A 21,099-nucleotide genomic window follows, 5' to 3' on the forward strand; every position below is an offset into this window, starting at 1 on the left:
GCCGCCGGTTAATTCCGGCAGAATGCACGTTGTTAACAATAAAAAACGCGCCCGCAGGCGCGTTTTTTGTCTTCAGGATCGAACTTAGCTTTTGGCCACGTCGGATTTGAAGTCGCGTTTTTCGTAGCCGGTATACAGCTGACGCGGACGCGCGATTTTCATGCCGTCGCTGTGCATTTCGTTCCAGTGAGCAATCCAGCCTACGGTACGCGCCATCGCGAAGATAACGGTAAACATGGAGGACGGAATGCCCATCGCTTTCAGAATGATACCGGAGTAGAAATCGACGTTCGGGTAGAGTTTCTTCTCGATGAAGTACGGGTCGTTGAGCGCGATGTGCTCAAGTTCCATGGCCACTTCCAGCAGATCGTCTTTGGTGCCCAGTTCTTTCAGCACTTCATGGCAGGTTTCACGCATCACGGTGGCGCGCGGGTCGTAGTTTTTGTACACGCGGTGGCCGAAGCCCATCAGACGGAAAGAGTCGTTTTTGTCTTTCGCGCGACGGACAAATTCCGGAATGTGCTCAACGGAACTGATCTCTTCCAGCATCTTCAGCGCAGCTTCGTTCGCGCCACCGTGCGCCGGTCCCCACAGGGAGGCGATGCCCGCAGCGATACAGGCGAACGGATTCGCGCCAGAAGAACCTGCGGTACGGACGGTGGAGGTGGATGCGTTCTGTTCGTGGTCAGCGTGCAGGATCAGAATACGGTCCATGGCGCGTTCCAGTACCGGGTTAACCTCGTAGGTTTCACACGGCGTGGAGAACATCATATTCAGGAAGTTGCCCGCGTAGGAGAGGTCATTGCGCGGATAAACGAAAGGCTGGCCGATTGAATATTTGTAACACATTGCTGCCATTGTCGGCATTTTGGACAGCAGGCGATAGGCGGCGATTTCACGGTGGCGTGGATTGTTGACATCCAGGGAGTCGTGATAGAACGCGGCCAGCGCGCCGGTGATACCGCACATGACCGCCATCGGGTGGGAGTCACGGCGAAACGCGTGGAACAGACGGGTAATCTGCTCGTGGATCATGGTATGGCGGGTAACGATGGTCTTGAATTCGTTGTACTGTTCCTGGTTCGGCTTTTCACCGTTCAGCAGGATGTAGCACACTTCGAGGTAGTTGGACTCGGTCGCTAACTGATCGATCGGGAAACCACGGTGGAGCAGGATACCTTCATCACCATCGATAAACGTGATTTTAGATTCACAGGATGCGGTGGAAGTGAAACCAGGGTCAAAGGTGAATACGCCTTTTGATCCAAGACTACGAATATCAATAACATCCTGACCGAGCGTGCCCTTTAGCACATCCAGTTCAATAGCAGTATCACCGCCTAGGGTGATTTTTGCTTTAGCATCAGACATTTATGGTCTCCTTAGCGCCTTTATTGCGTAAGACTGCCGGGTGTGGATTTGCCTTCGGCCCGTGCCTGACTACGTTACCAGTTTGTTATGTTGCACACAGCTCTGCGTCAGCGGAAATTGCAGGGTACAGAGCAAAGGCGCTTGATGGTACGTCTTCAGCCTACGACGAAACAGCAGCAAATCAGCGTTTTAGCAGTCCGAATTTAAAAATCTGTATACCACTAATAACTGTCCTGATTACATCGGTCAATACCATCACACTGTTGCATAACTTATTCTCAGGTGAAAGAGTGACCCCATAACTTTTGAGCATTATTGCATTTATCTGGTAATGGTTGTAACAAGAATGTTTAATATTTGTCAAATCAGGTGATTAAAATTTAAAATAATGTTGTTATCGTGACATCGATCACTGTTCCGGACAAAACCCGACAAACTATATGTAGGTTAATTGTAATGATTTTGTGAACGGCCTATACTGCCGCCAGGTCTCCGGAACACCCTGCAATCCCGAGCCACCCAGCGTTGTCTGGTCACGTTTTAGCTCTTGAAAAGGGGTTTTATCATGACCACAGGTTATAGAAAGGACGCTGTCTGACCCGCAAGCAGACCGGAGGAAGGAAACAATAAGAACAGCATGTGGGCGTTATTCATGGTAAGAAATGTGAAAAAACAAAGACCTGTCAATCTGGATCTGCAAACGATCCGGTTCCCAATCACAGCGATAGCGTCCATTCTCCATCGCGTTTCCGGTGTGATCACCTTCGTGGCGGTCGGGATTCTGCTTTGGTTGCTGGGCACCAGCCTTTCCTCTCCAGAAGGTTTCCTCGTTGCGTCTTCCATCATGGATAGCTTCTTTGTGAAGTTCATCATGTGGGGCATCCTGACCGCGCTGGCATACCACGCCGTTGTCGGTATCCGCCACCTGCTGATGGATTTTGGCTACCTGGAAGAAACCCTCGAAGTAGGGACACGCTCCGCTAAGATCTCTTTTGTTATTACTGTCGTGCTTTCACTTCTCGCAGGAGTCCTCGTATGGTAAGCAACGCCTCAGCACTGGGACGCAACGGCGTACATGACTTCATTCTGGTTCGTGCTACCGCCATCGTTCTGACCCTTTACATCATCTACATGGTCGGCTTTTTTGCCACCACCGGTGAAATTTCCTGGGAAGTCTGGACGGGCTTTTTCTCCTCCGCATTCACTAAAGTCTTCACCCTGTTAGCCCTCGTTTCCATTCTGATTCACGCCTGGATCGGGATGTGGCAGGTGTTGACGGACTACGTTAAACCGCTGGCTGTACGCTTAATTCTGCAACTGGTTATCGTTGTTGCGCTGGTGGCTTACGTTCTTTATGGATTTGTTGTGGTGTGGGGTGTGTGATGAAATTGCCTGTCAGAGAATTTGATGCAGTTGTGATTGGTGCCGGTGGCGCAGGTATGCGCGCGGCGCTGCAAATTTCCCAGAGCGGCCAGACCTGTGCGCTGCTCTCTAAAGTGTTCCCTACCCGTTCCCATACCGTTTCCGCGCAGGGTGGCATCACCGTGGCGCTCGGTAATACCCATGAAGATAACTGGGAATGGCATATGTATGACACGGTGAAAGGCTCCGATTATATCGGTGACCAGGACGCCATCGAATATATGTGTAAGACCGGCCCGGAAGCGATTCTGGAGCTTGACCATATGGGTCTGCCGTTCTCCCGTCTGGAGAATGGCACCATTTATCAGCGTCCGTTTGGCGGCCAGTCGAAAAACTTCGGCGGCGAACAGGCGGCACGTACCGCTGCGGCGGCTGACCGTACCGGTCACGCGCTGCTGCATACCCTTTATCAGCAGAACCTGAAAAACCACACCACCATTTTCTCCGAGTGGTATGCGCTGGATCTGGTGAAAAACGCCGATGGCGCGGTGGTCGGTTGTACCGCATTGTGCATCGAGACCGGTGAAGTGGTTTACTTCAAAGCGCGTGCGACCGTGCTGGCAACCGGCGGCGCAGGCCGTATCTACCAGTCTACAACTAACGCCCACATCAACACCGGTGACGGCGTCGGTATGGCGATTCGCGCCGGCGTGCCGGTGCAGGATATGGAAATGTGGCAGTTCCACCCGACCGGTATCGCCGGTGCGGGCGTTCTGGTGACTGAAGGCTGCCGCGGTGAAGGCGGTTATCTGCTGAATAAACACGGCGAGCGCTTTATGGAGCGTTATGCCCCGAATGCGAAAGACCTGGCGGGTCGTGACGTGGTGGCGCGTTCCATCATGATCGAAATCCGTGAAGGTCGCGGCTGTGACGGCCCGTGGGGCCCGCATGCGAAGCTGAAACTGGACCACCTGGGTAAAGAGGTTCTGGAATCCCGTCTGCCGGGTATCCTGGAGCTTTCGCGTACCTTCGCCCACGTCGACCCGGTGAAAGAGCCGATTCCGGTTATCCCAACCTGCCACTACATGATGGGCGGTATTCCGACCAAAGTGACCGGTCAGGCGCTGACCGTGAACGAGCAGGGTGAAGACGTGGTGATTCCTGGCCTGTTCGCCGTCGGCGAAATTGCCTGCGTATCGGTCCACGGTGCCAACCGTCTGGGCGGCAACTCCCTGCTTGACCTGGTGGTGTTCGGTCGTGCGGTCGGTCTGCATCTGCAGGAGTCGATTGCCGAGCAGGGCGATCTGCTTGACGCTACCGAAGCCGAAATCGACGCGTCCCTTGAGCGCCTGAACCGCTGGAACGGTAACCGTAACGGTGAAGATCCGGTGGAAATCCGCAAAGCGCTGCAAGAGTGTATGCAGCATAACTTCTCGGTATTCCGCGAAGGCGATGCGATGGCCAAAGGGCTTGAGCAGCTGAAAGCAATCCGCGAGCGCCTGAAAAATGCGCGCCTGGATGACACCTCCAGCGAGTTCAACACCCAGCGCGTTGAGTGCCTGGAGCTGGATAACCTGATGGAAACTGCCTATGCCACCGCGGTTTCTGCAAACTTCCGTACCGAAAGCCGCGGCGCGCATAGCCGCTTCGACTTCCCGGATCGTGATGACGAAAACTGGCTGTGCCATTCCCTGTATCTGCCAGAGTCGGAATCCATGACGCGTCGTAGCGTCAACATGGAACCGAAACTGCGTCCGGCATTCCCGCCGAAGATTCGTACTTATTAATGCGGAGACAGGAAAATGAAACTAGAGTTTTCAATTTATCGTTATAACCCGGACGTTGACGATGCTCCGCGCATGCAGGATTACACCCTCGAAGCGGAAGAAGGTCGTGACATGATGCTGCTGGATGCCCTGATGCAGCTGAAAGAAAAAGACCCGTCGCTCTCATTTCGTCGTTCCTGCCGTGAAGGGGTCTGTGGCTCCGATGGTCTGAACATGAACGGTAAAAACGGTCTGGCGTGTATCACGCCGATCTCCGCGCTGAATCAGCCGGGTAAGAAAATTGTCATCCGTCCGCTGCCCGGTTTGCCGGTTATCCGCGATTTGGTTGTAGACATGGGGCAATTCTATGCACAATATGAGAAGATTAAGCCTTACTTGTTGAATAATGGGCAAAATCCTCCGGCTCGCGAGCATCTGCAGAAGCCAGAGCAGCGCGAAAAACTCGACGGTCTGTACGAGTGTATTCTTTGCGCATGTTGTTCAACCTCTTGCCCGTCGTTCTGGTGGAACCCGGACAAGTTTATCGGCCCGGCAGGTCTGCTGGCGGCGTATCGTTTCCTGATTGACAGTCGCGATACTGAAACCGACAGCCGTCTCGAAGGGTTAAGCGATGCTTTCAGCGTATTCCGCTGTCACAGCATCATGAACTGCGTCAGTGTATGTCCGAAGGGGCTTAACCCGACGCGCGCCATCGGCCATATTAAGTCGATGCTGCTGCAACGTAGTGCGTAAGTAACCCGGTCTGTCCCGGATGGCGCTATCGCTTATCCGGGCTACCCGAAGCAGTAGCCCCGGCAGCGTTTGTGCCGCCGGGAAATGAATACCCTAAATAATTCGAGTTACAGGAAGGCGGCGACGCCGCGAATCCCCAGGAGCTTACTCAAGTAAGTGACTGGGGTGAGTGAGGAAAGCCAACGCACATGTAACTTGAAGTATGAAGGGGATGGCAGGAAATCTTTAAAAACCGCCAAATATGTACCAGTAATCAAGGCGTTCAGCGCAAGGTAAGGCGGCAACTGAACGCATCCCCGGGAGCAGAGTGAACTATGTGGCCGGGGTAAGTGAAGGCAGCTAACGCAACCGCAGCCTGAACGCCGAAGATTAATGGCAGTTTTTAAAGGTTCCTTCGCGGACGCAGAAGCCACAACTCGTCCGCAACAAGTGAACCCCGGCACGTACACTTGCTGTGCGTGGTAGTTTCTACGGCGAAATAAGCATATAAATGCTTAAGGGATCACGATGCAGAACGGCGCAATGAAAGCCTGGCTGGACTCTTCTTACCTCTCTGGTTCGAACCAGAGCTGGATAGAACAGCTCTATGAAGACTTCTTAACCGATCCTGACTCTGTTGACGCCAACTGGCGTTCTATGTTCCAGCAGTTACCTGGCACCGGAGTCAAACCGGATCAATTTCATTCGAAAACGCGTGATTATTTCCGTCGACTGGCGAAGGATGCCTCACGTTACACTTCTTCGATTTCCGACCCTGATACCAATGTGAAGCAGGTTAAAGTCCTGCAGCTCATCAACGCATATCGCTTCCGTGGTCACCAGCATGCGAATCTCGATCCGCTGGGACTGTGGAAGCAAGAGAGAGTGGCGGATCTCGATCCTGCATACCACGATCTGACCGAGGCCGATTTCCAGGAAAGCTATAACGTAGGTTCATTTGCTATCGGCAAAGATACGATGAAACTGGGCGAGCTGATTGCCGCGCTCAAACAAACCTACTGCGGCGCTATCGGCGCGGAATACATGCACATCACCTCTACCGAAGAAAAACGCTGGATTCAGCAGCGTATTGAGTCGGTAGCAGGGAAAGCCAGCTTTACCGCTGACGAGAAGAAACGTTTCCTGACCGAGCTGACAGCAGCCGAAGGCCTGGAACGTTACCTCGGCGCGAAATTCCCGGGCGCCAAACGCTTCTCGCTGGAAGGCGGCGATGCGCTGATCCCGATGCTCAAAGAGATGATCCGTCACGCAGGCAAAAGCGGCACCCGTGAAGTGGTGCTCGGCATGGCGCACCGCGGTCGTCTGAACGTGCTGGTTAACGTTCTGGGTAAAAAACCGCAGGATCTGTTCGACGAATTCGCCGGCAAGCATAAAGAACACCTCGGCACCGGTGACGTGAAGTACCACATGGGCTTCTCTTCTGACATGGAAACCGAAGGCGGCCTGGTGCACCTGGCGCTGGCGTTTAACCCGTCGCACCTCGAAATCGTCAGCCCGGTGGTTATCGGGTCGGTTCGCGCGCGTCTCGATCGCCTCGACGAGCCGAGCAGCAATAAAGTGCTGCCGATTACTATCCACGGCGACGCCGCGGTGACGGGTCAGGGCGTGGTTCAGGAAACCCTGAACATGTCCAAGGCGCGTGGCTACGAAGTGGGCGGTACCGTACGTATCGTTATCAACAACCAGGTGGGCTTCACCACCTCGAACCCGCTGGATGCGCGCTCCACGCCATACTGCACCGATATCGGTAAAATGGTTCAGGCGCCGATCTTCCACGTGAACGCGGACGATCCGGAAGCCGTTGCTTTCGTTACCCGCCTGGCGCTGGATTTCCGTAATACTTTCAAACGCGATGTCTTCATCGACCTGGTGTGCTACCGCCGTCACGGCCATAACGAAGCCGACGAGCCGAGCGCAACGCAGCCGCTGATGTATCAGAAAATCAAAAAACATCCGACTCCGCGCAAAATCTACGCCGACAAACTTGAGCAGGACAAAGTGTCGACCCTGGAAGATGCGACCGAACTGGTTAACCTCTATCGTGATGCGCTGGATGCCGGCGAATGCGTGGTTGAGGAATGGCGTCCGATGAATCTGCACTCCTTTACCTGGTCGCCGTACCTCAACCACGAGTGGGATGAGAGCTACCCGAGTAAAGTCGAGATGAAACGTCTGCAGGAGCTGGCTAAACGCATCAGCACCGTGCCGGACAGCATTGAAATGCAGTCTCGTGTGGCGAAGATTTATGGCGATCGCCAGGCGATGGCTGCCGGCGAGAAGCTGTTCGACTGGGGCGCGGCGGAAAACCTGGCCTACGCCACGCTGGTTGATGAAGGTATTCCGATTCGTCTCTCCGGTGAAGACTCCGGCCGCGGTACCTTCTTCCACCGCCATTCCGTGATTCATAACCAGGTGAACGGCTCGACCTACACCCCGCTGCAGCATGTGCATAACGGCCAGGAGCATTTCAAAGTCTGGGACTCCGTGCTGTCTGAAGAAGCGGTGCTGGCGTTCGAATACGGCTACGCCACTGCGGAACCGCGCACCCTGACTATCTGGGAAGCGCAGTTTGGTGACTTTGCTAACGGCGCTCAGGTGGTGATCGATCAGTTCATCAGCTCCGGCGAGCAGAAGTGGGGCCGGATGTGTGGTCTGGTCATGCTGCTGCCGCACGGCTACGAAGGCCAGGGCCCGGAGCACTCCTCCGCGCGTCTGGAACGCTATCTGCAGCTGTGCGCTGAACAGAATATGCAGGTTTGTGTGCCATCAACTCCGGCTCAGGTTTACCACATGCTGCGTCGTCAGGCGCTGCGCGGTATGCGTCGTCCGCTGGTGGTGATGTCGCCGAAATCTCTGCTGCGTCATCCGCTGGCGGTCTCCAGCCTGGACGAACTGGCGAACGGCACCTTCCTGCCGGCCATCGGTGAAATCGATGATCTCGACCCGAAAGCGGTGAAGCGTGTTGTCCTGTGCTCTGGTAAGGTTTATTACGATCTGCTGGAACAACGCCGTAAAAACGACCAAAAAGATGTCGCTATCGTGCGTATAGAGCAGCTCTATCCGTTCCCGCATCAGGCGGTACAGGAAGCGCTGAAGCCTTACGCTCACGTGCATGATTTTGTCTGGTGCCAGGAAGAACCGCTCAACCAGGGCGCGTGGTACTGCAGCCAGCATCACTTCCGCGAAGTGATTCCGTTTGGGGCCTCTCTGCGTTACGCAGGCCGCCCGGCCTCCGCCTCTCCGGCGGTAGGGTATATGTCCGTTCACCAGAAACAGCAACAAGATCTGGTCAATGACGCGCTGAACGTCGATTAATTAAAGGATACATAATGAGTAGCGTAGATATTCTGGTTCCCGATCTGCCTGAGTCCGTAGCTGACGCGACGGTTGCGACCTGGCATAAAAAACCGGGCGATAGCGTCCAGCGTGATGAAGTGCTGGTGGAAATCGAAACTGACAAAGTGGTACTGGAAGTACCGGCTTCAGCGGACGGCATTCTGGATGCAGTGCTGGAAGACGAAGGTGCCACCGTACTTTCTCGCCAGATCCTCGGTCGCCTGCGTGAAGGCAACAGCGCGGGTAAAGAGTCCGCGGCGAAAGCCGATGCGAAAGAGTCTACCCCGGCTCAGCGTCAGCAGGCGTCTCTGGAAGAGCAGAGCAATGATGCCCTCAGCCCGGCGATTCGCCGTCTGCTGGCTGAACACAACCTCGATGCGGCTGCCATCAAAGGCACCGGCGTCGGCGGCCGCCTGACCCGTGAAGATGTGGAGAAACATCTGGCGGCGGCACCGGCTAAAGCCGAAGCCAAAGCACCTGCCGCAGCGGCAGCACCGGTTGCACAACTGGGCCACCGTTCTGAAAAACGCGTTCCGATGACCCGCCTGCGCAAACGCGTTGCCGAGCGTCTGCTGGAAGCGAAGAACTCCACCGCCATGCTGACGACCTTCAACGAAGTCAACATGAAGCCGATTATGGATCTGCGTAAGCAGTACGGCGATGCCTTCGAAAAACGTCACGGTATCCGTCTGGGCTTTATGTCCTTCTACGTGAAAGCCGTGGTTGAAGCGCTGAAACGCTATCCGGAAGTGAACGCCTCTATCGATGGCGATGATGTGGTGTATCACAACTACTTCGACGTCAGCATGGCGGTCTCTACGCCGCGCGGTCTGGTGACTCCGGTTCTGCGTGATGTTGATCTGCTGGGCATGGCGGATATCGAAAAGAATATTAAAGAGCTGGCAGTGAAAGGCCGTGACGGCAAGCTGACCGTAGATGACCTGACCGGCGGTAACTTCACCATTACCAACGGCGGCGTATTCGGTTCTCTGATGTCCACGCCAATCATCAACCCACCGCAGAGCGCGATTCTGGGTATGCATGCCATTAAAGATCGCCCGATGGCGGTCAATGGCAAGGTAGAAATTCTGCCAATGATGTACCTGGCGCTCTCTTACGACCACCGTCTGATCGATGGACGTGAATCGGTAGGCTTCCTGGTTGCTATCAAAGAGCTGCTGGAAGACCCGACTCGTCTGCTGCTGGACGTGTAGTCAGCAAGAGTATTACCTACCGTAGGCCGGATAAGGCGTTTACGCCGCCATCCGGCGTTGATGAGATGCCTGATGGCGACGCAGCCGCGTCTTATCAGGCCTACAGGTTTAAAGATAATTATTCCCTGAAGGATGGACTGAACACATGAACTTACATGAATATCAGGCAAAACAACTGTTTGCCCGCTATGGCTTACCGGCGCCGGTGGGTTATGCCTGTACTACTCCGCGCGAAGCAGAAGAAGCCGCATCAAAAATCGGCGCGGGTCCGTGGGTAGTGAAATGTCAGGTTCACGCTGGTGGCCGCGGTAAAGCGGGCGGTGTGAAAGTAGTTAACAGTAAAGAAGACATTCGCGCATTTGCTGAGCACTGGCTGGGCAAACGCCTGGTGACCTACCAGACAGACGCCAACGGCCAGCCGGTTAACCAGATTCTGGTTGAAGCAGCGACAGATATCGCCAAAGAGCTGTATCTGGGTGCGGTTGTTGACCGTAGCTCCCGTCGCGTCGTGTTCATGGCCTCCACCGAAGGCGGCGTGGAAATCGAAAAAGTGGCGGAAGAAACCCCGCACCTGATCCACAAAATTGCGATCGATCCGCTGGCAGGCCCGATGCCTTACCAGGGTCGTGAGCTGGCGTTCAAACTGGGTCTGGAAGGTAAGCAGGTTCAGCAGTTCACCAAAATCTTTATGGGTCTGGCGACCATCTTCCTGGAGCGCGACCTGGCGCTGATCGAAATTAACCCGCTGGTTATCACTAAGCAGGGCGATCTGATCTGCCTCGATGGCAAACTGGGCGCCGATGGCAATGCGTTGTTCCGCCAGCCGGATCTGCGTGAAATGCGCGACCAGTCTCAGGAAGACCCGCGTGAAGCGCAGGCTGCGCAGTGGGAGCTGAACTACGTTGCGCTGGACGGCAACATCGGTTGTATGGTTAACGGCGCGGGCCTGGCAATGGGCACCATGGACATCGTTAAGCTGCACGGCGGCGAACCGGCTAACTTCCTTGACGTGGGCGGCGGCGCAACCAAAGAGCGCGTGACCGAAGCGTTCAAAATCATTCTTTCCGACAGCAATGTTAAAGCCGTACTGGTTAACATCTTCGGCGGTATCGTTCGTTGCGACCTGATCGCTGACGGCATCATCGGCGCGGTAGCAGAAGTTGGCGTAAACGTACCGGTTGTCGTACGTCTGGAAGGGAACAACGCCGAACTGGGCGCGAAGAAACTGGCTGACAGCGGCCTGAATATTATTGCAGCGAAAAGTCTGACGGACGCAGCACAGCAGGTTGTTGCCGCAGTGGAGGGGAAATAATGTCCATTTTAATTGATAAAAACACCAAGGTTATCTGCCAGGGCTTCACCGGTAGCCAGGGGACTTTCCACTCTGAACAAGCAATTGCTTACGGTACCCAAATGGTCGGCGGCGTTACGCCAGGCAAAGGCGGCACCACTCACCTGGGTCTGCCGGTGTTCAACACCGTACGCGAAGCCGTTGAAGCGACCGGCGCGACCGCGACCGTTATCTACGTTCCGGCGCCGTTCTGCAAAGACTCCATTCTGGAAGCTATCGATGCGGGCATTAAGCTTATCATTACCATCACCGAAGGTATTCCGACGCTGGATATGCTGACGGTGAAAGTGAAGCTGGATGAAGCCGGCGTGCGGATGATCGGCCCGAACTGCCCGGGCGTTATCACCCCAGGCGCTTGCAAAATCGGCATCATGCCGGGCCACATTCATCAGCCGGGTAAAGTGGGTATCGTTTCCCGCTCCGGTACGCTGACCTATGAAGCGGTTAAGCAGACCACCGATTACGGTTTCGGCCAGTCTACCTGTGTCGGTATCGGCGGCGACCCGATCCCGGGCTCTAACTTCATCGACATCCTGAAACTGTTCGAGGAAGATCCGCAGACCGAAGCGATCGTAATGATCGGTGAGATCGGCGGTAGCGCGGAAGAAGAAGCGGCTGCCTACATCAAAGATCACGTCACCAAGCCGGTTGTCGGTTACATCGCCGGTGTGACCGCGCCGAAAGGCAAGCGTATGGGCCACGCGGGCGCCATTATCGCAGGCGGTAAAGGCACGGCTGATGAGAAATTTGCTGCGCTGGAAGCGGCGGGCGTGAAAACCGTTCGTAGTCTCGCGGATATCGGCGAAGCGCTGAAATCAATCATTAAGTAAACCCTCTCTGCTCAAGCTGAGCAGTTAAATGTCCGATTTCGACATGGTTGGCCACCGTCAGGTGGCCTTTTTTATGCCTGTTTTTGCCACCGTTTCAAGAGGGGCCGCGACCTGGTTTTGCCGTGGCAGACCGCAGTCATTGAGAAAAACCATTTCTATTGTATTGATTTAACACCTTTTTTTCATAAATAATAACAAGCTATTTTCGGCAGGGGAGGGAATGATTCTCACTGCTATTTTTTGCCAGAAAATGAAAAGATAAAAATGATGATTTAATTGATGCTGTCTATCAGGAAAAAATACTGTGAAGCGTCTAACATTAATCAGATCGCTATTTTTTTTCACACGATACGCCTTAAAGTTAAATCATATTACCTATACTTCTCATATCTCTCTTTTTAGTAACCATTATCGGCATGCTTTAAACATATATTTAACATTACTTTCACCATTATTCTTTGTTGGGATACATAATTAACATGGGTGAGAAAAATTGATTTATATCAATACGTAAAGCTTGGAAAAAACCACAAAAAAACGTTAAATTGTCGCCAATCAAATTGGCCTAATTCAGGCATTTTCGCTATATATTGATCACCGTCGTAAATGTAAAACGGATTCAATAAAATCCTGTTTATTGTAAGGTTATTGCGGCGTAATATATTGGGGAATCAATTGGGTTTTTCGTTAACGTATTTGTAACCTTTGCGAGGAGCTGTTTCATCAGGCGACGAAACGGTAACGAAGCGGGAAGCAAGTTATTTTGTATTGGGGCATGCGTATGAACCCGGTGTGCAGGGTTCATTCTCGGAGTCTTCATGCGATGAGCAAGGAGTCATGATGTTAGATATAGTCGAACTGTCGCGCTTACAGTTTGCCTTGACCGCGATGTACCACTTCCTTTTTGTGCCACTGACGCTCGGTATGGCGTTCCTGCTGGCCATCATGGAAACGGTTTACGTCCTTTCCGGCAAACAGATTTATAAAGATATGACCAAATTCTGGGGCAAGTTGTTTGGTATCAACTTTGCGCTGGGTGTAGCAACCGGGTTGACCATGGAGTTCCAGTTCGGGACAAACTGGTCTTATTACTCTCACTACGTGGGCGATATCTTCGGTGCGCCTCTGGCCATTGAAGGTCTGATGGCCTTCTTCCTCGAATCTACCTTTGTAGGTCTGTTCTTCTTCGGTTGGGATCGTCTGGGCAAAGTTCAGCACATGGCGGTGACCTGGCTGGTGGCACTGGGTTCCAACTTGTCTGCATTGTGGATCCTCGTGGCCAACGGCTGGATGCAAAACCCGATCGCCTCGGATTTCAACTTTGAAACCATGCGTATGGAGATGGTCAGTTTCTCCGAACTGGTTCTGAACCCGGTTGCTCAGGTGAAATTTGTCCATACCGTCGCATCCGGCTACGTCTGCGGCGCGATGTTCGTCCTGGGTATCAGCTCCTACTATATGCTGCGCGGTCGCGACTTCGCTTTCGCTAAACGCTCCTTTGCCATTGCTGCCAGCTTCGGTATGGCGGCGATTCTCTCCGTTATCGTACTCGGTGATGAATCCGGTTACGAAATGGGTGACGTGCAGAAAACTAAACTTGCGGCTATCGAAGCCGAATGGGAAACCCAGCCAGCTCCGGCTGCCTTTACCCTGTTTGGTATTCCGGACCAGGATGCGCAAACCAACCACTTCGCCATCCAGATTCCTTATGCGTTGGGTATTATTGCCACTCGTTCCGTGGACACGCCGGTTATTGGTCTGAAAGACCTGCTGGCACAGCACGAAGCGCGTATTCGTAACGGGATGAAAGCTTACACCCTGCTGGAAGAGCTGCGCGCAGGCTCAACCGATCAGGCTGTACGTGATGAATTCAACAACGTGAAGAAAGATCTGGGCTACGGTCTGCTGCTGAAACGCTATACCCCGAACGTCTCTGACGCGACGGAAGCGCAGATTGCTATGGCGACGAAAGACTCTATTCCTCGCGTTGCGCCGCTGTACTTCGCGTTCCGTATCATGGTGGCCTGCGGCATCCTGATGCTCGGTATCATCGCGGCATCGTTCTGGACCGTTATTCGTAACCAGATTGGCGAGAAGAAATGGCTGCTGCGCATTGCGCTGTACGCAATTCCTCTGCCGTGGATCGCTATCGAGTCCGGTTGGTTCGTAGCGGAATATGGTCGTCAGCCGTGGGCGATAGGTGAGGTACTGCCTACTGCGGTAGCCAACTCGTCCCTGACCGCGGGCGACCTGATCTTCTCGATGCTGCTGATTTGCGGTCTGTACACCCTGTTCCTGGTCGCGGAGCTGTATCTGATGTTCAAATTCGCACGCCGTGGACCAAGCAGCCTGAAAACCGGTCGCTACCACTACGAGCAGTCTTCCACGACTACTCAGCCGGCACGCTAAGACAGGAGTCGTCAAATGATCGATTATGAAGTATTGCGTTTTATCTGGTGGCTACTGATCGGTGTTCTGCTGATTGGTTTCGCCGTCACCGATGGCTTCGACATGGGGGTGGGCATGCTCACCCGTTTCCTCGGTCGTAATGACACCGAGCGTCGAATCATGATTAACTCCATCGCTCCGCACTGGGACGGAAACCAGGTGTGGCTGATCACCGCCGGCGGCGCGCTGTTTGCTGCCTGGCCGACGGTCTATGCCGCCGCGTTCTCCGGCTTCTATGTGGCGATGATTCTGGTGCTGGCCTCTTTGTTCTTCCGTCCGGTTGGTTTTGACTACCGCTCGAAGATTGAAGACACCCGCTGGCGCAACATGTGGGACTGGGGCATCTTCATCGGTAGCTTCGTACCGCCGCTGGTGATTGGCGTCGCGTTCGGTAACCTGCTGCAGGGCGTACCGTTCCATATGGATGAATATATGCGCCTGTACTACACCGGCAATTTCTTCCAGCTGCTGAACCCGTTTGGTCTGCTGGCCGGTATTGTTAGCGTGGCGATGATTCTGACGCAGGGGGCTACCTACCTGCAGATGCGTACCGTGGGTGAGCTGCACCTGCGTGCTCGCGCGACCTCTCAGGTTGCGGCACTGGTGACGCTGGTTTGCTTCCTGCTGGCCGGTGTCTGGGTGGTATACGGGATCGACGGTTATGTGGTCACCTCGGCTATCGACCACTCTGCGCCATCTAACCCGCTGACTAAAGAAGTGACACGTCAGGCTGGTGCATGGTTGGTGAACTTCAATAATATGCCTTCGCTGTGGGCTATCCCGGCACTGGGCGTAGTATTGCCGCTGCTGACTATCCTGACTTCGCGGATGGAGAAGGGCGCTCTGGCGTTTATCTTCTCTTCTCTGACGCTGGCCTGCATCATTCTGACCGCCGGGATTGCGATGTTCCCGTTCATCATGCCGTCCAGCACGATGATGAACGTTAGCCTGACCATGTGGGATTCAACCTCCAGCCAAAGAACGCTGAACCTGATGACCTACGTGGCGATTGTCTTCGTGCCGATTATTCTGGGCTACACCACCTGGTGTTACTGGAAGATGTTCGGTCGCATTACCCGCGAAGACATCGAAAAGAACACCCACTCGTTGTATTAAGGTAAGGAGCTAGATATGTGGTATTTCGCATGGATTTTGGGAACGCTTCTTGCCTGTGCCTTTGGGGTTATCACTGCGTTAGCGCTTGAGCACGTGGAAAGCACCAAAGCAGGTAAAGAAGAACACTGATGAGTAAAATTATCGCAACGCTGTATGCGATAATGGATAAGCGCCCGTTAAGGGCGCTTTCCTTATTGATGGCACTGCTGTTGGCCGGCTGCATTTTCTGGGATCCGTCGCGCTTTGCGGCAAAGACCAGCGAGCTGGAGATCTGGCACGGCTTCCTGCTGATGTGGGCCGTGTGCGCCGGGGTTATCCACGGCGTGGGCTTTCGCCCGCAGGCCATTCACTGGCAAGGGATTTTTTGTCCACTTATCGCTGATATTGTACTCATCACGGGGCTGTTTTTTTTCTTCTTTTGAAAGAGAAGAGAATAAGAGAACTCTGTTAACCTCATGGGCTTGCATAAGCCCATAAAAATTTACTCGCTGTTTACTTTCCCCCATTCCAAACCACGTTCCCCGCGCGTATAGTAGCGAAGTTTGAAAGCACTAATCTTTTTTTGCATTACCGGGATGTAAAGTGAATACAACGCTGTTTCGATGGCCGGTTCGTGTCTACTATGAAGATACCGATGCCGGTGGTGTGGTTTACCACGCCAGTTACGTCGCTTTTTATGAAAGAGCACGCACAGAGATGCTGCGCCACCACCACTTCAGTCAGCAGGTTTTGCTGGCTGAGCGAGTTGCCTTCGTGGTTCGCAAAATGACGCTGGAATATTTTGCGCCCGCCAGACTCGACGACATGCTCGAAATCCAGACGGAAATCACCTCGATGAGAGGTACCTCTTTGGTTTTCACGCAGCGAATCGTCAACGCAGAGAATACAGTTTTGAACGAAGCTGAGGTTCTCATTGTGTGCGTTGATCCACTCTTAATGAAGCCTCGTGCGCTTCCCAAGTCTATTGTCGCGGAGTTTAAGCAGTGACTGACATGAATATCCTTGATTTGTTCCTGAAGGCGAGCCTTCTGGTTAAACTTATCATGTTGATTTTGATTGGTTTTTCTATCGCTTCCTGGGCCATTATTATTCAGAGAACGCGCATCCTCAACACGGCAAGCCGCGAGGCGGAAGCCTTTGAAGACAAGTTCTGGTCGGGCATTGAGCTTTCTCGCCTGTATCAGGAGAGCCAGGGGCGTCGCGATAACCTGGTGGGGTCGGAACAAATTTTCTACAGCGGTTTCAAAGAGTTTGCTCGTCTGCATCGCGCAAACAGCCATGCGCCAGAAGCGGTGGTTGAAGGGGCGTCGCGCGCCATGCGCATCTCGATGAACCGTGAGATCGAGACGCTGGAAACGCACATTCCGTTCCTTGGAACCGTAGGTTCCATCAGCCCGTATATCGGTCTGTTCGGTACCGTCTGGGGGATCATGCACGCTTTTATCGCACTCGGTGCGGTGAAACAGGCTACTCTGCAGATGGTTGCTCCGGGTATCGCAGAAGCGCTGATCGCCACGGCAATCGGTCTGTTTGCGGCAATACCGGCGGTTATGGCCTACAACCGTTTGAACCAGCGTGTGAACAAACTTGAACTGAACTATGACAACTTTATGGAAGAGTTCACCGCGATTCTGCACCGTCAGGCGTTTACCAGCAGCGAAAGCAATAAGGGGTAAGCCATGGCCAGAGCACGTGGACGCGGACGTCGCGAACTGAAGTCCGAGATCAACATCGTTCCGCTGCTGGATGTCTTGTTGGTGCTGTTGCTGATCTTTATGGCGACCGCGCCGATCATTACGCAGAGCGTAGAGGTCGACCTGCCGGATGCGACGGAATCACAAGCGGTCAAAAGTAATGATGAGCCGCCGGTGATTGTTGAAGTTTCCGGAGTCGGGCAGTACAGCGTAAAAGTGGGTCCGGAGACGCTGTCGCAGCTGCCGCCAGAGCAGGTTGTTGCCGAAGCGAAACGCCGCCTCGAAGCGAACGAGAAAACGGTGTTCCTGATCGGCGGTGCGAAAGACGTACCTTACGATGAAATTATTAAAGCGCTTAACCTGTTGCATAGCGCAGGGGTTAAATCGGTTGGCTTAATGACCAAGCCTATTTAATCGCTTCGGATATGTGCGCCCGCCGGACCGCTGGCTGCGAGAATAACAGACTCGTGGCCGGCGAGAGTAGCGGGGACAGGCGAACAGTTTTTGGGAACCGATAGTGTCAAAGGCAACCGAACAAAACGACAAGCTTAAACGAGCGATCATAGTTTCAGTCGCGCTGCACATCATTCTGATCGCGCTGCTGATCTGGAGTTCGTTCGATGAGCATCTGGATGCCTCAGCCGGTGGCGGCGGAGGTTCTTCCATTGATGCGGTGATGGTTGATCCTGGGGCGGTGGTGAATAATTACAACCGCCAACAGCAGCAGCAGGCCAGCTCGCGCCGCGCCGCCGAGCAGCGCGAAAAGCAGGCTCAGCAGCAGGCTGAAGAACTGCGTGAAAAGCAGGCCGCCGAGCAGGAGCGTCTGAAGCAGCTTGAGCAGGATCGTCTGCAGGCGCAGGAAGCAGCTAAGCAAGCGAAGGAAGAGCAGAAGCAGGCTGAAGAAGCGGCGGCGAAAGCGGCGGCGAAAGCGGCGGCAGCGGCGAAAGCCAAAGCGGATTCTCAGGCGAAAGAAGCACAGGAAGCGGCAGCAAAAGCCGCTGCTGACGCGAAAGCGAAGGCAGATGCGCAGGCTAAAGCGGCGGAAGCTGCGGCAGCGAAAGCCGCAGCCGATGCGAAGAAACAGGCGGAAGCCGAAGCGGCGAAAGCAGCGGCGGATGCCCAGAAGAAAGCCGAAGCCGAGGCAGCGAAGAAAGCGCAGCAGCAGGCTGAGAAGAAAGCCCAGCAGGAAGCCGCGAAGCAGGCAGCGGCTGAGAAAGCTGCTGCGGAAAAAGCCGCTGAGAAAGCAGCAGAAAAAGCAGCGGCGCAAAAAGCAGCCTCTGAAAAAGCGGCAGCAGAAAAGGCCGCCGCAGCAGAGAAAGCCGCCGCGGAGAAAGCGGAAAAAGCTGCCGCAGCGAAAGCCGCTGCAGCGGAAAAAGCCGCAGCCGATAAAGCCGCCAAGGCTGCTGCCGCTAAGGCCGCCGCAGCCAAAGCCGCCGCCGCGAAAAAAGCCGCGGCAGCGAAAGATGCGGATGGCGTTGACGACCTGCTCGGCGATCTGAGTTCAGGTAAGAATGCGCCTAAAGGTAGCACCAGCGGTAGCAATGGAGGCTCATCTCCTGCTAAAGGAAGTAAACCGGGGCAGGGGGGCGCGTCTCAGGCTGAGATTGCCAGTTATATTTCGCAGGTTCAGGCGGCGATTAAAGGGCATCTCTATGACTGGGACACGTACAAAGGTAAAACATGTACGTTACGCGTGAACCTGGCTCAGGACGGGACGTTATTGAGCGTGAAGTCGGAGGGGGGCGATCCTGCTTTCTGTCAGCAGATGCTGGCGGCAACCAGCCGGATGAGCAAGTTCCCGAAACCGCCTTCTCAGGCTGTGTATGAGACGTTCAAAAATGCGCCACTGGACTTCAAACCGCAGTGATGTGTTTCCCCGCGCGAGCGGGGGAAACACAATCCAGGGCTGAGGCCGGGTTTTGGTAGTTTTGTGTATTTGAGTTTGTTAACATTCTGCTAAATTATCGTGGGCTTTCCGTCCGGATAAGGGAGATATGATGAAGCAGGCATTACGAGTAGCGTTTGGTTTTTTAATGCTGTGGGCGGCGGTGCTGCACGCAGAAGTACGTATCGAGATCACCCAGGGGGTGGACTCGGCGCGCCCGATCGGTGTTGTACCGTTCCAGTGGGCAGGGCCGGGTGCTGCGCCTGAAGATATTGGCGGTGTCGTAGCGGCTGACTTGCGTAACAGCGGTAAGTTCAACCCACTGGATCGCTCGCGTCTGCCTCAGCAACCGGGGACGGCACAAGAGGTTCAACCTGCGGCGTGGTCTGCGCTGGGTATTGATGCGGTGGTTGTCGGTCAGGTGACCGGGAACCCTGACGGATCGTACAACGTGGCTTACCAGCTGGTTGATACCGGCGGTGCTCCGGGGACGATTCTGGCGCAGAACTCTTATAAGGTGACTAAACAGTACCTGCGCTATGCGGCTCACACCGCCAGCGATGCGGTATTCGAGAAGCTGACCTCTATTAAGGGCGCCTTCCGTACCCGTATTGCCTACGTTGTGCAGACTAACGGCGGCCAGTTCCCGTATGAACTGCGCGTCTCCGACTACGATGGTTATAACCAGTTTGTGGTCCACCGTTCACCACAGCCGCTGATGTCTCCGGCATGGTCTCCGGATGGTTCTAAACTGGCTTACGTGACCTTCGAAAGCGGCCGTTCTGCGCTGGTGGTTCAGACTCTGGCAAATGGCGCGGTGCGTCAGATTGCTTCCTTCCCGCAGCATAACGGGGCTCCGGCCTTCTCGCCGGATGGCAGTAAACTGGCGTTCGCATTGTCGAAAACCGGTAGCCTGAACCTGTATGTGATGGATCTGGGCTCGGGTCAGATTCGTCAGGTGACCAATGGTCGCAGCAACAACACCGAACCAAGCTGGTTCCCGGATAGTCAGAATCTGGCCTTTACTTCTGACCAGGCCGGTCGTCCGCAGGTGTATAAATTCAGCGTCGGCGGCGGTACTCCGCAGCGTATCTCCTGGGAAGGTTCTCAGAACCAGGATGCGGATGTCAGCAGTGACGGTAAATTTATGGTAATGGTCAGCTCGGCCAACGGTCAGCAGCACATTGCCAAACAAGATCTGGTAGCGGGTGGCGTACAAGTTCTGTCGTCAACGTTCCTGGATGAAACGCCAAGTCTGGCACCTAACGGCACTATGGTAATCTACAGCTCTTCTCAGGGGATGGGATCCGTGCTGAATCTGGTTTCTACAGATGGGCGTTTCAAAGCGCGTCTTCCGGCGACTGATGGACAGGTAAAATTCCCTGCCTGGTCTCCGTATCTGTGATAATAAATAATTGATTATTAAAGGAATCAAAGAAATGCAACTGAACAAAGTGCTGAAAGGGCTGATGATCGCTCTGCCGGTTATGGCAATCGCGGCGTGTTCTTCTAACAAGAACGCCAGCAACGACCAGAGCGGTGAAGGCATGCTGGGTGCCGGCACTGGTATGGATGCTAACGCTAACGGCGGCAACATGTCTTCCGAAGAGCAAGCTCGTCTGCAAATGCAGCAGCTGCAGCAGAACAACATCGTGTACTTCGATCTCGACAAGTACGATATCCGTTCTGACTTCGCTGCAATGCTGGATGCGCACGCTAACTTCCTGCGTAGCAACCCATCCTATAAAGTGACTGTTGAAGGTCACGCGGATGAGCGCGGTACTCCGGAATACAACATCGCTCTGGGTGAGCGTCGTGCTAACGCCGTTAAGATGTATCTGCAGGGCAAAGGTGTTTCTGCTGACCAGATCTCCATCGTTTCTTACGGTAAAGAAAAACCTGCAGTACTGGGTCACGACGAAGCGGCTTACGCTAAAAACCGTCGCGCCGTACTGGTTTACTAAGAGAATTGC

20 protein-coding genes are annotated in these 21,099 nt (G+C 54.2%); 18 read left to right on the forward strand and 2 right to left on the reverse strand.

The features are described 5' to 3' along the window. Window positions 1–84: 84 nt before the first annotated feature. Both MC50_RS16140 and MC50_RS29375 read right to left on the reverse strand, forming a co-directional pair. Window positions 85–1,371: a citrate synthase gene (locus tag MC50_RS16140; RefSeq protein ID WP_032688800.1), complete on the reverse strand. Its 1,287-nt coding sequence runs from the start codon at window positions 1,369–1,371 to the stop codon at window positions 85–87. Window positions 1,372–1,552: 181 nt separating this feature from the next. Further along, a complete protein-coding gene (locus MC50_RS29375) occupies window positions 1,553–1,684 on the reverse strand; it encodes a hypothetical protein (RefSeq protein ID WP_418325369.1) in 132 nt (43 codons plus the stop codon). A gap of 324 nt (window positions 1,685–2,008) precedes the next feature. Between MC50_RS29375 and sdhC the strand changes: the two genes are divergently transcribed. The 18 genes from sdhC to pal all read left to right on the forward strand — a co-directional run bounded on the left by sdhC (window position 2,009) and on the right by pal (window position 21,090). Continuing rightward, window positions 2,009–2,413 carry a succinate dehydrogenase cytochrome b556 subunit gene (gene sdhC, locus MC50_RS16155; RefSeq protein WP_004859662.1) on the forward strand — a complete coding sequence of 135 codons (405 nt, stop codon included), beginning with the start codon at window positions 2,009–2,011 and terminating at the stop codon, window positions 2,411–2,413. Further along, window positions 2,407–2,754, forward strand: coding sequence for a succinate dehydrogenase membrane anchor subunit (gene sdhD / locus MC50_RS16160; protein ID WP_004859665.1), 348 nt, complete (start codon window positions 2,407–2,409; stop codon window positions 2,752–2,754). The genes sdhC and sdhD overlap by 7 nt, the downstream gene beginning before the upstream one ends. Next, entirely contained in the window at window positions 2,754–4,520 is a 1,767-nt protein-coding gene (gene sdhA / locus MC50_RS16165; RefSeq protein WP_004859668.1) for a succinate dehydrogenase flavoprotein subunit, read from the forward strand. Before sdhD ends, sdhA begins: the two co-directional genes overlap by 1 nt. Before the next feature lie 15 nt (window positions 4,521–4,535). Beyond that, entirely contained in the window at window positions 4,536–5,252 is a 717-nt protein-coding gene (gene sdhB / locus MC50_RS16170) for a succinate dehydrogenase iron-sulfur subunit SdhB (protein ID WP_004859670.1), read from the forward strand. A 507-nt stretch (window positions 5,253–5,759) separates the two neighbouring features. Then, window positions 5,760–8,567 carry a 2-oxoglutarate dehydrogenase E1 component gene (gene sucA, locus MC50_RS16175; RefSeq protein ID WP_004859672.1) on the forward strand — a complete coding sequence of 936 codons (2,808 nt, stop codon included), beginning with the start codon at window positions 5,760–5,762 and terminating at the stop codon, window positions 8,565–8,567. A 14-nt stretch (window positions 8,568–8,581) separates the two neighbouring features. Continuing rightward, the gene (gene odhB, locus MC50_RS16180) at window positions 8,582–9,802 is read left to right on the forward strand and encodes a 2-oxoglutarate dehydrogenase complex dihydrolipoyllysine-residue succinyltransferase (protein WP_032688799.1); all 1,221 of its coding nucleotides are present in this window, start codon (window positions 8,582–8,584) and stop codon (window positions 9,800–9,802) included. A gap of 145 nt (window positions 9,803–9,947) precedes the next feature. Continuing rightward, window positions 9,948–11,114 carry an ADP-forming succinate--CoA ligase subunit beta gene (sucC, locus tag MC50_RS16190; protein ID WP_004859677.1) on the forward strand — a complete coding sequence of 389 codons (1,167 nt, stop codon included), beginning with the start codon at window positions 9,948–9,950 and terminating at the stop codon, window positions 11,112–11,114. Next, window positions 11,114–11,983, forward strand: coding sequence for a succinate--CoA ligase subunit alpha (gene sucD, locus MC50_RS16195; RefSeq protein ID WP_032688797.1), 870 nt, complete (start codon window positions 11,114–11,116; stop codon window positions 11,981–11,983). The genes sucC and sucD overlap by 1 nt, the downstream gene beginning before the upstream one ends. 840 nt (window positions 11,984–12,823) lie before the next feature. Beyond that, entirely contained in the window at window positions 12,824–14,392 is a 1,569-nt protein-coding gene (gene cydA / locus MC50_RS16200; RefSeq protein ID WP_032688796.1) for a cytochrome ubiquinol oxidase subunit I, read from the forward strand. A 15-nt stretch (window positions 14,393–14,407) separates the two neighbouring features. Next, window positions 14,408–15,547: a cytochrome d ubiquinol oxidase subunit II gene (gene cydB, locus MC50_RS16205; RefSeq protein ID WP_032688794.1), complete on the forward strand. Its 1,140-nt coding sequence runs from the start codon at window positions 14,408–14,410 to the stop codon at window positions 15,545–15,547. Window positions 15,548–15,562: 15 nt separating this feature from the next. Continuing rightward, window positions 15,563–15,676, forward strand: coding sequence for a cytochrome bd-I oxidase subunit CydX (gene cydX, locus MC50_RS16210; RefSeq protein ID WP_004859685.1), 114 nt, complete (start codon window positions 15,563–15,565; stop codon window positions 15,674–15,676). Continuing rightward, window positions 15,676–15,969 (forward strand): cyd operon protein YbgE, encoded by a 294-nt coding sequence (gene ybgE / locus MC50_RS16215; protein ID WP_032697724.1) that lies wholly within the window; start codon window positions 15,676–15,678, stop codon window positions 15,967–15,969. Before cydX ends, ybgE begins: the two co-directional genes overlap by 1 nt. A 160-nt stretch (window positions 15,970–16,129) precedes the next feature. Next, on the forward strand, window positions 16,130–16,534 hold the full coding sequence (ybgC, locus tag MC50_RS16220; protein ID WP_004859689.1) for a tol-pal system-associated acyl-CoA thioesterase: 405 nt from the start codon (window positions 16,130–16,132) through the stop codon (window positions 16,532–16,534). Continuing rightward, window positions 16,531–17,223, forward strand: a complete 693-nt coding sequence (tolQ, locus tag MC50_RS16225) for a Tol-Pal system protein TolQ (protein WP_004859692.1) — start codon at window positions 16,531–16,533, stop codon at window positions 17,221–17,223. The genes ybgC and tolQ overlap by 4 nt, the downstream gene beginning before the upstream one ends. A 3-nt stretch (window positions 17,224–17,226) precedes the next feature. After that, window positions 17,227–17,655: a colicin uptake protein TolR gene (tolR, locus tag MC50_RS16230; RefSeq protein WP_032688791.1), complete on the forward strand. Its 429-nt coding sequence runs from the start codon at window positions 17,227–17,229 to the stop codon at window positions 17,653–17,655. 103 nt (window positions 17,656–17,758) lie between these two features. Continuing rightward, entirely contained in the window at window positions 17,759–19,108 is a 1,350-nt protein-coding gene (tolA, locus tag MC50_RS16235) for a cell envelope integrity protein TolA (protein ID WP_047664387.1), read from the forward strand. 130 nt (window positions 19,109–19,238) lie between these two features. Next, window positions 19,239–20,531, forward strand: a complete 1,293-nt coding sequence (gene tolB, locus MC50_RS16240) for a Tol-Pal system beta propeller repeat protein TolB (protein ID WP_047664390.1) — start codon at window positions 19,239–19,241, stop codon at window positions 20,529–20,531. Window positions 20,532–20,565: 34 nt separating this feature from the next. After that, window positions 20,566–21,090, forward strand: a complete 525-nt coding sequence (gene pal / locus MC50_RS16245; protein WP_004859700.1) for a peptidoglycan-associated lipoprotein Pal — start codon at window positions 20,566–20,568, stop codon at window positions 21,088–21,090. Window positions 21,091–21,099 lie beyond the last annotated feature (9 nt).

This window comes from Klebsiella planticola, assembly GCF_000783935.2.
Taxonomy (GTDB): Bacteria; Pseudomonadota; Gammaproteobacteria; order Enterobacterales; family Enterobacteriaceae; genus Klebsiella; species Klebsiella planticola.